At 65.4% G+C, this 13,359-nt stretch carries 14 protein-coding genes; 8 read left to right on the top strand and 6 right to left on the bottom strand.

What is annotated here, in order from left to right; translation table 11 throughout:
• Positions 1-127: 127 nt before the first annotated feature.
• The 5 genes from NDI79_RS02815 to NDI79_RS02795 form a co-directional block, all read right to left on the bottom strand.
• Complete coding sequence (locus NDI79_RS02815) at positions 128-2,509, bottom strand: methyl-accepting chemotaxis protein (protein ID WP_310926928.1); 2,382 nt, start codon at positions 2,507-2,509, stop codon at positions 128-130.
• A gap of 86 nt (positions 2,510-2,595) precedes the next feature.
• A complete protein-coding gene (locus NDI79_RS02810) occupies positions 2,596-3,114 on the bottom strand; it encodes a chemotaxis protein CheD (protein ID WP_310926927.1) in 519 nt (172 codons plus the stop codon).
• Positions 3,115-3,154: 40 nt separating this feature from the next.
• Complete coding sequence (locus NDI79_RS02805; RefSeq protein ID WP_310926926.1) at positions 3,155-4,360, bottom strand: chemotaxis protein CheC; 1,206 nt, start codon at positions 4,358-4,360, stop codon at positions 3,155-3,157.
• On the bottom strand, positions 4,357-4,725 hold the full coding sequence (gene cheY / locus NDI79_RS02800) for a chemotaxis protein CheY (RefSeq protein WP_310923330.1): 369 nt from the start codon (positions 4,723-4,725) through the stop codon (positions 4,357-4,359). The genes NDI79_RS02805 and cheY overlap by 4 nt, the downstream gene beginning before the upstream one ends.
• A 102-nt stretch (positions 4,726-4,827) precedes the next feature.
• On the bottom strand, positions 4,828-5,391 hold the full coding sequence (locus tag NDI79_RS02795) for a DUF7500 family protein (RefSeq protein WP_310926925.1): 564 nt from the start codon (positions 5,389-5,391) through the stop codon (positions 4,828-4,830).
• Between the two features lie 178 nt (positions 5,392-5,569).
• Between NDI79_RS02795 and NDI79_RS02790 the strand changes: the two genes are divergently transcribed.
• The 3 genes from NDI79_RS02790 (at position 5,570) to NDI79_RS02780 (ending at position 7,520) form a co-directional block, all read left to right on the top strand.
• A complete protein-coding gene (locus NDI79_RS02790) occupies positions 5,570-5,908 on the top strand; it encodes an ArsR/SmtB family transcription factor (RefSeq protein ID WP_310926924.1) in 339 nt (112 codons plus the stop codon).
• A gap of 247 nt (positions 5,909-6,155) precedes the next feature.
• Positions 6,156-6,842, top strand: coding sequence for an archaellin/type IV pilin N-terminal domain-containing protein (locus tag NDI79_RS02785; protein WP_310926923.1), 687 nt, complete (start codon positions 6,156-6,158; stop codon positions 6,840-6,842).
• 12 nt (positions 6,843-6,854) lie between these two features.
• On the top strand, positions 6,855-7,520 hold the full coding sequence (locus NDI79_RS02780) for an archaellin/type IV pilin N-terminal domain-containing protein (RefSeq protein WP_310926922.1): 666 nt from the start codon (positions 6,855-6,857) through the stop codon (positions 7,518-7,520).
• Between the two features lie 127 nt (positions 7,521-7,647).
• On the opposite strand, the gene NDI79_RS02775 is transcribed toward NDI79_RS02780, so the two are convergent.
• A complete protein-coding gene (locus NDI79_RS02775; RefSeq protein WP_310926921.1) occupies positions 7,648-8,394 on the bottom strand; it encodes an RAD55 family ATPase in 747 nt (248 codons plus the stop codon).
• Positions 8,395-8,699: 305 nt separating this feature from the next.
• On the opposite strand from NDI79_RS02775, the gene NDI79_RS02770 reads away from it, so the two are divergent.
• Genes NDI79_RS02770 through NDI79_RS02750 form a run of 5 tightly spaced genes read left to right on the top strand, consistent with a single transcriptional unit; the run spans position 8,700 to position 13,358 of the window.
• The gene (locus NDI79_RS02770; RefSeq protein WP_310926920.1) at positions 8,700-10,052 is read left to right on the top strand and encodes a FlaD/FlaE family flagellar protein; all 1,353 of its coding nucleotides are present in this window, start codon (positions 8,700-8,702) and stop codon (positions 10,050-10,052) included.
• Complete coding sequence (gene arlF / locus NDI79_RS02765; protein WP_310926919.1) at positions 10,036-10,491, top strand: archaellum stator protein ArlF; 456 nt, start codon at positions 10,036-10,038, stop codon at positions 10,489-10,491. Before NDI79_RS02770 ends, arlF begins: the two co-directional genes overlap by 17 nt.
• Positions 10,492-10,941, top strand: coding sequence for an archaellum stator protein ArlG (gene arlG, locus NDI79_RS02760; RefSeq protein ID WP_310926918.1), 450 nt, complete (start codon positions 10,492-10,494; stop codon positions 10,939-10,941).
• Complete coding sequence (arlH, locus tag NDI79_RS02755; RefSeq protein WP_310926917.1) at positions 10,942-11,691, top strand: archaellum protein ArlH; 750 nt, start codon at positions 10,942-10,944, stop codon at positions 11,689-11,691.
• Positions 11,691-13,358, top strand: a complete 1,668-nt coding sequence (locus tag NDI79_RS02750; protein ID WP_310926916.1) for a type II/IV secretion system ATPase subunit — start codon at positions 11,691-11,693, stop codon at positions 13,356-13,358. Before arlH ends, NDI79_RS02750 begins: the two co-directional genes overlap by 1 nt.
• Position 13,359: the final 1 nt, after the last annotated feature.

Below are 13,359 nucleotides of genomic sequence, written 5' to 3'. Positions count from 1 at the left end.
ACGGCGTCGCGCGGCCGACTCCGTCGGGTCAGAGACGGGGGCGTGTTGTCGGAGAACAGCCACGGGTAACTGATAAACTTGCCCCCGAGAATATCAGTCGAGATAATACGTCTCGCGGTCGCCGCGTCTACTCGTCGGCCGAGTCCGCCTCGGACCGAACGCGTCCCCCGTCGGCGGTCGGGGTCGGCGCCGGGTCGGCGCCCGGTCCGCTCACGGGGTCGGACGCGGCGTCGCCGCCGACCCCGGCGCCGTCGAGCGCTCCGTCCTCGACCGCCGACTCCCGCGTCTCGAACCGGTCGAGCACGGCGACCAGTCGACCGGTGTCGGCCGACAGCGACTGCATCCGGTCGTCCACCCCGCCGAGCGTCGTCGTCTGCCCCTCGGCGGCGGTGGCGACGGCGCCCGCCTCCCCGGCCATCTCCTCGGCGATACTCGCTATCCCGTCGGCCGTCGCCAGCACCTCCTGGGCGGAGGCCGCCTGTCCGCCCGTCGCGTCGGTTATCTCGCGGACGCTCGCGTCCGTCTCCTCTATCCGCTCGACGACGTCGTCGAGCGACCGGAGCGCCCCGTCGACGTCCTCGGCGCCGTCGCGCACGCCGTCGCGCATCCGCTCCACCCGCTCGACCACCCGCTCTCGCTGTTCGCCGATGTCCTCGACGAGAGCCGAAATCTCCGCCGCGGAGTCGCGCGTCTCCTCGGCCAGCGCCTTCACCTCGCGGGAGACGACGGCGAAGCCGGCGCCGTCCTCGCCCGCTCGCGCGGCCTCTATCTGCGCGTTCAGCGCGAGCACGTTCGTCTGCTCGGCCACGTCGGTGATGACCGCCACGACGTCGCCCACCTCGCCGAGTCGGTCGTCGAGGCGGTCGACCTCGGCGACGGTGCGTTCGGTCTCGGTGCGGATGTCGTCCATCCCCGCGAGGGCGTCCTCGGCGGCGTCGGCGCCGCCGCGCGCCCGGTCGGCCGTCCGCGCCGACAGCGACGACAGTTCGTCGGCCGCCGACGCGATCTGTTGGACCGACGCCGAGAGGTCGTTCACCTCCTGCGTGACGCGGGTGAGGCTCTCGCTCTGCTCCTCGGCGCCCGACGATATCTGCTCGATCGACTGCGAGACCTCCAGGCTCGTCTCGCTGACGCGCTCCGTGCTCTCGGCCACCTCGTCGCTCAGCGACGCGACGTCCTCGCCGAACCGCGAGACGGCGACGACGGTCGACTCCATCTCGTCCATCATGCCGTTGAACGCCCCGGCGATGGTCGCCATCTCGCGGGACCGACTGTCCTCGTCCATCCGCGCGGTCAGGTCGCCCGCGGCCGTCCGCTCCATCACCTCGCGGTGGGCGTCGGCGTCGGCGCGCTGGTCGCGCAGGTCGTCGCGCATCTGCGCGACGCCCGCGAACACCTCGCCGAACTCGTCCTCTCTGTCGGCTTCGAGTTCCGCGTCCAGTTCGCCCGACCGGAGCCGCGAGACGGCCTGCGAGAGGTCGTCGAGCGGTCTGACGGTGATGCGACGGAGCACGTAGCCGACGCCGGCCAGGGAGACGACGGCGAGGCCGACGATGAGGAGGACGTGCGTTCCGACGGTGTCCTGCAGGGCGTACGCCGTCGACGTCGGGACGGAGACGAGGACGACCGAGCCGTCGCCGGACGGCGCGTACGCGAGGAGGTGCTCGGCGTCCATCGCGCCGTCGGCCTCCCGTTCGAGGACGCCGGACTTCCCGCTGGTCGCGCGCGAGAGTATCGGGCTGTCGGGGTCGAGTCCGGCCGCCTCGGCGCCGTTCGACGCGAACATCGGCGTTCCCGTCTGGGAGACCACGGTGACGACGGAGCCGTTCATGCTCGTTTCGAGCCGCGACTCCAGCGCCGACACGTCGACGGTGGCGACGAGAACCCCGTTCGGTCGACTCGGCACGCTGGAGGCGAACGCGACGACCCGCTCGCCGGAGGGCGCGGTGTACGGGTCCGACCGCACCACGTCGTCCGCGAAGCGCGACCCGGCCTCGGAGACGAAGTCGGCGTCGCCCCACGGTCGTTCGCCGACCAGCGAGTCGTTCGAGCTAGCGACGACGTCGCCCGAGCGGGCGTCCGCGTAGTGGATGGCGGTGTAGCCCAAGGGGAGCTTCGTCCGCTCGGATTTCAGGTTCTCGTTCAGGATGTACGGCGGCGTGTCGTACATCTCGTAGGAGGAGAGCATCCGGGTCGTCTCGCGGCGCTGCTGCATCCACTCGCCGAGCTGGTTCGCCTGCAGTCTGGCCGTCTCTTGGACGTCCGCGTGGGCGTTCGACTGCACCTCCGCGGCGACCGTCCGGTACTCGAACGCCGCGACGCCGGCGAAGAGGACGATGACGACGAGAAACAGCGAAGCGAGCTTTCTGGCGTAGCTTCGTCGAATCTGTCGGGGGACGAGCGCCCCGGCGTCGGGGCCGGCGTTCGGCGTCGGGAGCGAGACGTTCGGTGCGGAGAACTCGCGGGCGCGTCGCGCGACGCGCCGCACTGCGGAGCGGAGCCGATTCATGACCATCTGTCATGTGAGTCGACGAATAAACCCACCCCGCCGAATATCAAAACAGATACTGTAGCGTCGCGGAGCGCGGTCGGCGCTCAGAGCGTCGTCTCGCCGACGTGCGCGCTGCGGACGCGGAACGCGCCGGTCGAGGCCGCGAGTTCGAGCGACCTGCCGTGGTCGCCGCCGACGTCCTCGGCGACGACGCGGATGCCCTGCCGGGAGAGCGCCTCCTTGGCCGCGGCGACGTTCCGGTCGCCGATGCTGCCGTCGGCGGAGGAGAACTCGAACATCGTGCTCCCGCCGGCGAGTTTGGCCCGCATCCGACGCGGCTCCGCCCCCTCCTCGACCATCGCCCGGACGAGCGCCGGCACGACGGTGTCGGCGTACTTCGCCTCGGTGGCGTCCCCGTCGGCGTAGGGCAGCATCGCGTGCGCCAACCCCGCGACTCCGGCCTCTCGGTCGTAGAGGGCGATGCCGACGCACGACCCGAGACCGCTCGTGGTCAGCGTGGCGTCGCCGGACGCGACGGCGAAGTCGGCGATTCCGACCTTCGTGCGCTCTCGCTCGGCGCGCGCGGCGGGTGCAGTCGTGGTGGTGCTCGTGTATACTTTCATCGTAGCCCGTTCGGGACGGCGAAACCGGGGTGCGAGGGATTCACTGCGTCGACTGCGCTCCCGCCGCCAGTCGGTCCAGCGCCTCGCGGAGTTCCGCCTCGTTCGGGAGCGCGTAGATGTCGCAGGTGAACTCGTCGTTCGCGGTCCGAATCGCCGAATCGATGAGGAACGCGTACTCCTGCGCCTGGGCGAGTTCGGTCGCCAGTGGGTCGATGATGGCCGAGCCGATGTCGTCGACGTAGGTGGGCGGAGAGATGTCGATGGTGGTCTCTAAGGCGTTCGCCCAGCCGTCGATGAACCCGGAGGTGACGATGTTTCCTATCTCCTGGATAGCGCTCTGCTGCATCGCGGGGTCCGCCTCCATCCCGGGCATGAGCGCGTCGGCCACGCTGTCGGCCGACGCCTCGTCGAACAGGATGGCGATGTAGCCCGACGGCGTGCCCATGAACTCCAAGACGACGCCCTTCCGCGTCGCGTCCGTGAGCTGCATCGGCACCGCCTCGATGGGGACGAAGTTGAGTCGGCTGACCTCGACTACCGACTCCATGCCGGTCATCGCCGTCAGGTCGTCGGAGGCCTGTTCGGCCCCGTCGGATATCATCCCGGAGAACGACGTGAACGTCTCGATGGGGACGCTCCCGACGCCCCCCTCGCCCGCGACGTGCGAGATGGTCTCGATGGAGTCGTGAGTCGGCAGCATGTAGATGTGGAAACCCACCTGCTGGTCGTCGGTGTCGAGTTGGTTCCGGAACGCGAGGACGTGGTCGTCTCCCGTCGCCATCTTGAACCCGGAGTCGCCGGTGATGTCTTCGAGCGCCCCCTCCGTCTGGATGTCGACGAACGTCGGCGTCGTGATGTCGATGGAGGTGTCGAGGTAGTCGGCCCACCCGTCGAGGAAGCCGCCGAGCATGATGTTTCCGAGCTCTTTCAGCCCGCTCGTCGCCATCTCCCCGTCGGGGTGGTCGGCGGCGCCGGGGACGAGGGCGTCGACGAGTTGGACCGCCTCCGCCCGGTCGAACGCGAGGATGGTCCGCCCGTCGATGCCGCCGTTGAACCCGATGTGGACCGTCACGAGGTCCTGTTCGCGGAACTCGCGCTCGACGTCCGAGCGGGTGCTCACCTCTATCTTCGTCACCTTAACGAACGTCTCGACGCCGGTGAGCTGCGAGAGCGACCCGGCCGCTCGCTCCGCTCCCGAGTGGGCGAGGCGGCTGAACGTGCGCAGCGACTGGACGTCGAGGTTCATGCCTCGACGCTCACCACGTCGTCTATCGCTTGGAGGACGTTGGGCTTCTGGAAGGGTTTCGTGATGTAGCCGTCCGCGCCGGCCTCGACGGCCTCGCGCATCTTCTCTTCCTGTCCGACGGACGTGCACATGATGACCGACGCGTTCGCGTCCAGCGATTTGATCTCCGTCGTCGCCTCGATGCCGTTCCGGATGGGCATCACGACGTCCATCGTGACCACGTCCGGCGAGAGTTCGCGGTACTTCTCGACCGCTTCGACGCCGTTCTCCGCCTCGCCGACGACTTCGTGTTCGCCGTCGAGCAGTTGCTTCAGCAGGTTTCGCATAAACGCTGAGTCGTCCACGACCAGTACGGTGCTTGCCATGCACCCTCCTTCCGGGAATCCGGCTATAAACCCTTCCCCCCCATTATCAGCGATGATACGACAGGTCGCTGAGGGGAACGGACGACGAACCGCCTCACACTATCAGTCCCGCTCGGAGGGCGGGATTCGGAGTCCCTCGCCGGCCAGCGCTTCGATGAGGTCCGCGATGGAGTCGTCGGGCGTCAGTCCGTGTTCCCGGAGCACGGGCGCCAACACCTTGGTCGGGAACGTCACGTCCGTGTTCGAGGCGAGGAGGAGGATTCCCAACACCTCGGCGTCGGACGCGTCGGTGTCGACCTGTCCGGCGTACCACGTCGCGATGTCCCCGAACGCCGCGGCGACGTCGTCGGAGAAGCGTTCTCGGTGCGCGACGGAGCCGTCGAACGCGGCGGTGAGCGAGAAGCCGTAGGCGGCGTCGCGGTCGGAGACGTACCTGCTCGTCTGCTGTGCGGCGAACTTCCCGCGCTCCTCCAGCGAGCGGTCGTCCTCGACGGCCTCGGCGTCGTCGACCGTCGGGGTGCCGTCCCGGTCGGTGGCGACGACGAACCGACCGCCGCCGAGGTCCGCGACGCTGTCGCTCGCCGTGTAGTCGAGTTCGCCCGGTCCGACGACGCCCTCGCCGTCTCGGCGGGAGGGTTCTTCGTCTGGAGGGTCGTCGGACGCCATGCTCGGTGGTGGCTCCGGCGAACTAATAAGCCCATCGCCGGGTCCGACCCGCGTCGGCGCGGGCAAGCCTCGTGCCGCCGGGCGCCTTACGAGCGGATTAATCGACGACCGGTCGTCCGTCGTCTCAGTAGGATAACCAACACATTCACATTAACTCACGACAGACGTATCTCCGTCTATGGAGTCTGACAGGACCCTCGCAGCGCTCGGCAACGAATACAACCCCGATATCTTACGCGCCGCGGACGAACCGCACTCCGCACAGGAGTTCAGTAAAATGCTCGACATTCCGATCGCGACGTGCTATCGGCGCATCGAGGAACTCACGGCCGCCGGCCTCCTCGAACTCCACGACAGGGTCCTCTCGGACGAGCACCGGCGAACGAACGTCTACCGACGCGAGGTCGACGAGATAGTCATCCGGTTCGACGGGCAGGAGTGCAACGTGCAGGTGACCGAGCGCCCCGAAGTGAAGAACAAACTCGACGACGTCTGGCGGAAGATCGCGCAGGACTGAGCCCGCGTACACGCGTCCTCGTCGCTCTCTTCTTCGTTTTCCCTTCGATCGTTCCGTAAGCCGTTAACGAACTGTTCTTAAGCATACGCGTGCGCGCGTAAGACCGAGTATTCCGTCCGTGCGACACGCTGTTATCACAGCGGATAATCGAGACCGTAGGATTATGTAGTCATCCCTGATTGTCTGGGTCGTAGGTCGTCACCTCCGGCACGGGGGTGGGGGACCGAACTGGAGATACACAAAACACATGTTCGAAAAATTTGAAGCCGACCGCGGTCAGGTCGGTATCGGTACGCTCATCGTGTTCATCGCGATGGTCCTCGTCGCGGCGATCGCCGCCGGAGTCCTCGTGAACACGGCGGGCTTCTTGCAGGCCACCGCACAGGACGCGGGGACACAGAGCGTCGACAAGGTCACGAATCGCCTCGACGTCGTGAGTAAGCACGGCATCGTGAACGATGAAGATGGCGAGCTTACAGTTGACAGTCTGAACCTGACAGTTCGCCTCGCGGCAGGTTCCGGCAGTGTCTCGATGGAAGATACAACCATCAAGTACGTGAGCGGAAGCACGGCGCGAAACCTTGTGTACGACAACGCGACGACTAACAACCTTGGAACGAGCCTCGGGTACGTCAACGCGTCTAAAGATCCCCTCGCAGATGGGACTAACAACGGTCTCAACGCAACCGAGTTCACTGCCTACGCGCTTGAAGACGGCGACGACACCTCGTTCCCCGTCCTCAGCAATCAGGGCGACCGCTACGAGATCATCATCAACACGTCTGTCGTTGAGAAGACCCCCATGAAGGGCCTCAGCACCGGTGAGACCGTCAACCTCGAAATCACCAGCCGCTCTGGCGGCTCCAGCCAGGTCATCCTGACGATGCCTCAGCAGCTCGCGGGTAAGAACGACAACGACCCCATCGCCCTCTAAGAAGTGAGTACAATGTTCAACAACATATTCAGCAAAGAAGACCGCGGTCAGGTCGGTATCGGTACGCTCATCGTGTTCATCGCGATGGTCCTTGTCGCGGCGATTGCGGCGGGCGTTCTCGTGAACACCGCGGGCTTCCTGCAGGCGACTGCACAGGACGCAGGACAGCAGAGCGTCGACAAAGTGACCAACCGTGTCGAAGTGCTCAATACCCACGGTACCGTTGGCGACGACAACATTCGTAGTATCAACCTAACCGTGCGCCTTGCCGCGGGTTCTAGCAGCGTCGACATGAACGAGACCTCAGTGAAGTATCTGAGCTCAACCACTGTGCAGACGTTAACCAATCAGTCGACCAAGGACGGTGAAACTGATGCAGGCACTCAGGAAGCCGACACCGCTAGAATCCCAGACGCTGACGAGTTCGGTCTCTGGGAGGTTACGGACGACGACGACTCGTTTGGCGTGCTCAACAGCATGAACGACCGCTACGAAGTGGCCATTAACACTTCGCAGATCGAAGCACAGGACGATACAGTTGAACACGATGAGGGCCTCAACACGGGCGAGAGGGTCACCCTCGAAATCACGAGCCGAACGGGCGGCACGACGCAGGTCATCCTGACCATGCCCCAGCAACTCGCCGGTAAGGACGCGGGCGACCCCGTCGAACTCTAAGTTCGACAGTCTCCCTTCGCATCGCTTTTCGACTATCTTTCAATTTCTTCGCGAACTCGACCGCCGAGCGGTCGCGCTATCAAGGAGAGAACGGACGCCGCAGACGAACGCGAAAAAACGGAGCCGTCTACTCTAAGTCGCCTTCCTCGCCAAACCACGGCGGCGACTCGCCGACCATCGAGAAGCCGGCCGCCTGCTCGTAGATCTGAATCCCTCCTTCATTAATTTCGAGGGGGAACATCGAATTCTTGATAGATTGCTTCCGCATCTTCGCCACCCAGACGTACCGGTTGCTCGTCGCGCCGGCGGGGCTCTGAATCAGGTAGATGTTCCCGTCGGTGAGGAAGTTTTCCAGTCCGATTTCGGTCTCGGGGAAGATGGCCGACTGTTCGGTGGTCAGAAGCGAGGTCAGCCCGCTGTCTTTCAGGATGTCGATGAACTTCAGGAGGTAGTGTCGCTGCTCTTTCTCCTCTTCGAAGAACAGTTGAAACATCGTCAGCGAGTCGAGGACGAGTCGGTCGTAGGAGGTGTCCTGTAAGTCGCCGAGGATGCGGTCAAGCGTGGCGGAGAAGTCGCCGTCCCGGAGGAGCGCGCGCTTGTCGTACACCTTGATCTTCCCCTCCTCGACGTACTCCGACCAGCGGTCGAAACCGATGGACTCCGCCGCCTGGCGAATGTCGTCTTCGGTCTCCTCGAAGGTGAGATAGATTCCCCCCTCGTCGTACTTGTCGACGCCGTTGTAGAGATACTGGAGACCGAGGATACTCTTCCCCGTTCCGGGGTTGCCGCTGATGAGTACCGCGGCGTTCCGTACGATGCCGCCGTTGAGGATGGAGTCGAGGCCTTCGACTCCGGTTTTGACGAGCTCTGGCATAGATGATGACTCCGTGTAGACTATCGGTTCGCTCATCGGGGTTCCACCCGGATAATTCTTCTCACACGCGCGAAGACAGCCGAACGCGGCGGCGAGTCGCCCCGAAATTTCGTATCACGGCTGATAATTTGGTGGGAACATTCTTGTACCGATGACTGTTCATCTGAGTCAATGCTACCTGTTTCCCCGACGTCGGAGTACTCGTCCGGCCGGGAGTCGACGCGACGGCGGTGTGAGGGCCGTCCGTCGCCGTCGAACGACCCGCGGGTCGAGACGGCCCGTCGCACGCAGCGGAGGCGAGTCGGATGGGAATGACCGACTGGATACACGGGGAGGACGAGGAGACGCGTTCGGAGGAGGAGGGGACGGGCCTCGCCACCGACGGCCTCGGCTTCGACGAGGACCTCGAGGACTTCGGAGACGACTTCGGAGACTTCGGAGACGACTTGGAGGGGTTCGACGACGAGGACGAGGAGTACGACGAGTTCAGCGGCGGCGGCGCCGTCGACCCCGACGCCATCGCCGACCTCGAAGACCGCGTCTCCGACCTCGAGAACGAGGTCAGCGCGACGTCCTCCGGGATGAACACCGTCCGCGAGGAGAACAAACAGATCGGCGAGACCGTCGAGGAACTCGACGACACCATCAGGAAACTGCTCGACATCTACGAGATGGTCACCCGCGGCATCAACCCGTTCGTCGACGACGCCCGCGAGATGGGCGGACTGGAGGGCGGCGGGTCGTTCGGCCTGTTCGAGGCCGAAGAGGAGCAGGAAGAACACCTCGACCCCGCCGTCGCCAGCGCGGACGCCGAGAGCTTCTTCGACGAGGATTTCGGCGAACTCGACGCCGACGAGGCGGCCGAGGAGGCCGAACTCGCCGCCGAGGACGAACTCGCGGAGAACGAACGGGACGACCCCGCCGAGATACTCGGCGAGGAAGACCCGATCGGCGGCGACGAGGAGGAAGAAGAGAAATCGACCGCCGGCGGGTCGAGTTTCGACGACCTGAAGGCCGAGTACGAGGAGGGCGACGGCTGGGACGAGGAGGACGTCGACGACGGACCCCTCGACGCCGACGACCTGGCGGTCGGGGACGCCGACGTGCCGACGACCGAGGAACTCCTCGGCGAAGGGGACGAGGCGGATGCGGAGGAACTCGACGACGGGTCGGTCGAGGAGACCGAATCGGACGCGGGGTCCTTCGAGTTCGCCGAAACCGAAGCCGAACCGGAAGCGACGGAGGCCGAGGCGACCGGTGCCGACGCGGCGGCCCAGTCCGCGCAGGACGCGGGTGCGGACACCGAGGCGGAGGCGACGGTGGACGCGGACGCCGACGTCTACCTCGCGACCCTCCCGGCGAGTTACGTCGCCGAGTCGGTGGCGCTGGAGTGGACGCAGTTCCTCGTCTCCGTCGGCGGCGCCATCGGCGCCGCCCGAGCGCTCCGCCAGTACCGCGAACAGGAGTGGATCTCCCGCCCCGTCGAACGACAGATGAACGCGCACGTCCGCAACGCCGCCTCGGCGACGACGGCGGAGGAACCGCAGGACCTGCGCGTCGAACACCACAAGGAGAGCCTCACGTACGTCAGCCGCCTCGCCGGCGACGTCGCCGAGGCGCTGTCGCACCGAGGAGGGACCCGTGGGCTTCGGCGTTAGCGGGTCGGCCGCCATCATCTTCCTCGGCGTGCTCGTCTGCACCGGGACGCTGTACACCGCGGCGGCGGGGAGCGCAGAGCAACTCACCGACGCGAGACACGCGAACGACGAGCGGATACTCGAACAGCGGAACACGGATATCGACGTCGCGTCGGCGACGTACACCGGTAACGAGTCGACCAGCTACACGGTGAACTTCCAAATCGAGAACACCGGCGCGACGACGCTGTCGGTGAACGACACCTCCGTCCTGCTCAACAACGAGTACGTCGACCCGAGTCAGTTCGACGTCGCCGAAGTCGACGACGACGGCACCACCGACGTCTGGGCGCCGGGGCAGACGCTCCACCTTCAGTACATGACCGACGAGAAACCCGAGACGGTCAAGGTCGTCACCGCCTACGGCGTGAGCGACACCAACGCCACGGTGGTGAACTAGATGGCCGACGTCTCCGCGCCGACGCTCATCCTGTTCATCGCCAGCCTCGTCATCGCGGCGGGCGTCTCGGGCGTCCTCATCAACACGGTGACGGACATCAGCGGCGCCCTCGACGACAGAGGAGCGGACGTATCGAACAACATCCGTACGGACGTGGAGATACTCAGCGCTCCGGAGCCGAACGTCTACGACTCGGCCAACGGGACGCTCACGCTGTACGTGAAGAACACCGGGACCCGGTCCCTCCCGGCGACCGGTCAGACGTTCGACGTCATCGTCGACGCGCGGTACCGGACGAACGTCACCGTCACTATCGCGGACGGCGAGTCGGCGTGGGGACCGCACGGCGTGGTCAAAGTCGTCGTCGGCGACTTGGACCTCGACACCGGCGACCACCGCGCGACGTTCGTCGTCGACGGCGACGAAGAGACGTTCCGGTTCAACACATAAATGAAATCGAATCAGTTCTCACTCGGGTTGCAACAGCACGACCGCCTGCAGAAGGAACTCGGCGGGGGGATTCCCCGCGGCGCCATCGTCCTCATCGAGGGCGACTACGGCGCCGGAAAGAGCGTTCTCTCCCAGCGGTTCACCTACGGCTTCAGCCGCGAGGACATCGTCACCTCGCTCATCTCCACGGAGTTGGGCGTCCGCGGCTTCCTCGACCAGATGCACTCGCTGTCGTACGACATGGTCAAACCGCTGCTCGACGAGGAGGTGCTCTTCATCCCCGCCGAGATAGACGCCTCCGGCGCCCTCACCGGCGGCGCGGCCTCCGAGCGCAAACAGCTCCTCCGGCGGCTGATGGAGGCCGAGACGCTCTGGGAGGCGGACGTGACCATCATCGACACGTTCGACGCCATCCTGCGCAACGACCCGCAGTTCGAGGCCCTCGTCCGCCAGAACGAGGAGCGACAGGCCGCCCTGGAGATCATCTCCTTCTTCCGCGAACTGACGACGAAGAACAAGACCATCATCCTCACCGTCGACCCCTCGACGGTCGACGAGGACGCCATCGGTCCGTTCCGCTCCATCGCCGACGTCTACCTCAAGTTGGAGATGGTCGAAGTCGGTAACGACGTGCGGCGGAACATCTTCGTCAAGCGGTTCGCGGGGATGGGCGAACAGGTCGGCGACCGAATCGGGTTCTCGGTTCGGTCCGGTATCGGCATCGTCATCGAGTCGAGGAGCGTGGCCTGATGGCGACCGAACACGGCTCCGCGAAGCTCTCGGACGACCTGAAACAGCACGCGATGCGGTGGGGTCACCTGCGCGAACACCTCAAGCGGTTCCGCCAGATCACGGGCGAGTTCCCGATGCTGGTCGAGGAGGCGTCGAGCGAGTACGAGTCCCGCCGACCGAACGTCATCTACCACCTCGGCGGTCCCATCTACGCGCAGGTGTACGGCAACTTCGGGGAGACGACGAAGTACTACGCCATCGAACCGGAACTCGACGAGGCCGAGCGGGAGATATTCGACCAGGTGAAGGACAAACTGCTCGAACGCTCCGTCTCCAAGCCCGCCCCCGAGGCCGACGTGGAGTACGAGGACCGCATCCAGGAACTGCTGGAGGAGATAGTCATGCTGGAGGGCTCCCGGACGGGGAAGGTCCACGAACTCATCCAGCGGCTGGACATCGGTCCGCTTCAGGTGTCCGAGGAGACCTACGAGAAGATACAGTACCGCCTCGTGCGGGACATCGTCGGTCTCGGACCGCTCGAACCCATCATGCGCGACCCGGCGAACGAGGACATTCACGTCATCGGGCCCAACCAGGTCGACGTCGACCACGGCGTCTACGGCCTTCTGGAGACGACCGTCGAGTTCGACTCGCGGGCGCAGTTCGACAACTGGCTCCGGAACATGGGCGAACGCATCGGCGACCCCGTCTCCGACGCCCACCCCATCGTCGACTCGACGCTCCCGGACGGGTCGCGTATCAACATCATCTACTCCGACGACGTGTCGCTGAAGGGGTCGAGCCTCACCATCCGTCAGGGCGACGACGTTCCCCTCTCGGTCTTCCAGATCTGCAAGTTCGGAACGCTCTCACCGGACCTGTGCGCCTACCTCTGGATGGCGCTGGAGAACGAGCGGACCATCTTCGTCGTCGGGGAGACGGCGTCCGGGAAGACGACGACGCTGAACGCCATCCTCTCGTTCATCCCCCAAGATTCGAAGATATACACCGCCGAAGACACCGCCGAGGTACTCCCGCCGCACGACACCTGGCAGCAACTCCTCACGCGCGAGGGGCGCGGCGCCGACTCCGAGGTGGACATGTTCGACCTCGTCGCGGCCGCCCTGCGGTCCCGCCCCGACTACATCATCGTCGGGGAGGTGCGCGGGGAGGAGGGCCGCATGGCGTTCCAGGCGGCCCAGACGGGTCACCCCGTGATGCTGACGTTCCACGCGAGCGACATCGTCTCGATGATCCAGCGGTTCACCGGCGACCCCATCAACGTCCCCGAGACGTTCATGTCGAACTGCGACATCGCGCTGTTCCAAAACCGGGTCAAGCGCGGTAACGAGACGCTCCGGCGCGTGACGAGCGTGCAGGAGATAGAGGGCTACTCGAAGGAGATGGGCGGGGTCGTCACCCGCGAGGCGTTCTACTGGGACCCCGTCGAGGACGAGATCGTCTTCCAAGGGCGGAACAACTCCTTCATCATGGAGGAGAAGATCGCGACGCTGCTCGGCTACGACGACACGCGGAAGATATACGACGACATCGAGTACCGCGCCGAAATCGTCCGCCGGGCCATCCAGGAGAACATCACCGGCTACCACGAGGTGAACGAACTCATCGAGTCCTTCCAGCGCGACGGCGCGGAGGGACTCCCGTTCGACATGGCGAGGATCTGAC

It is taken from the genome of Halogeometricum sp. S3BR5-2 (assembly GCF_031624635.1).
GTDB classification, from domain to species: domain Archaea; phylum Halobacteriota; class Halobacteria; order Halobacteriales; family Haloferacaceae; genus Halogeometricum; species Halogeometricum luteum.
The sequence above is the reverse complement of the archived record's forward strand: the minus strand, read 5'-3'. Positions and strand labels throughout refer to the sequence as shown.

What these genes read in the sequence shown, in the direction of transcription:
- arlH (WP_310926917.1), top strand. Translation starts at nt 10,942, where the DNA reads ATGAAATCGAATCAGTTCTCACTCGGGTTGCAACAGCACGACCGCCTG.
- NDI79_RS02780 (WP_310926922.1), top strand. Translation starts at nt 6,855, where the DNA reads ATGTTCAACAACATATTCAGCAAAGAAGACCGCGGTCAGGTCGGTATC.
- NDI79_RS02815 (WP_310926928.1), bottom strand. Translation starts at nt 2,509, where the DNA reads ATGAATCGGCTCCGCTCCGCAGTGCGGCGCGTCGCGCGACGCGCCCGC.
- NDI79_RS02810 (WP_310926927.1), bottom strand. Translation starts at nt 3,114, where the DNA reads ATGAAAGTATACACGAGCACCACCACGACTGCACCCGCCGCGCGCGCC.
- NDI79_RS02785 (WP_310926923.1), top strand. Translation starts at nt 6,156, where the DNA reads ATGTTCGAAAAATTTGAAGCCGACCGCGGTCAGGTCGGTATCGGTACG.
- arlG (WP_310926918.1), top strand. Translation starts at nt 10,492, where the DNA reads ATGGCCGACGTCTCCGCGCCGACGCTCATCCTGTTCATCGCCAGCCTC.
- NDI79_RS02805 (WP_310926926.1), bottom strand. Translation starts at nt 4,360, where the DNA reads ATGAACCTCGACGTCCAGTCGCTGCGCACGTTCAGCCGCCTCGCCCAC.
- NDI79_RS02795 (WP_310926925.1), bottom strand. Translation starts at nt 5,391, where the DNA reads ATGGCGTCCGACGACCCTCCAGACGAAGAACCCTCCCGCCGAGACGGC.
- NDI79_RS02770 (WP_310926920.1), top strand. Translation starts at nt 8,700, where the DNA reads ATGGGAATGACCGACTGGATACACGGGGAGGACGAGGAGACGCGTTCG.
- NDI79_RS02775 (WP_310926921.1), bottom strand. Translation starts at nt 8,394, where the DNA reads ATGCCAGAGCTCGTCAAAACCGGAGTCGAAGGCCTCGACTCCATCCTC.
- cheY (WP_310923330.1), bottom strand. Translation starts at nt 4,725, where the DNA reads ATGGCAAGCACCGTACTGGTCGTGGACGACTCAGCGTTTATGCGAAAC.
- NDI79_RS02750 (WP_310926916.1), top strand. Translation starts at nt 11,691, where the DNA reads ATGGCGACCGAACACGGCTCCGCGAAGCTCTCGGACGACCTGAAACAG.
- NDI79_RS02790 (WP_310926924.1), top strand. Translation starts at nt 5,570, where the DNA reads ATGGAGTCTGACAGGACCCTCGCAGCGCTCGGCAACGAATACAACCCC.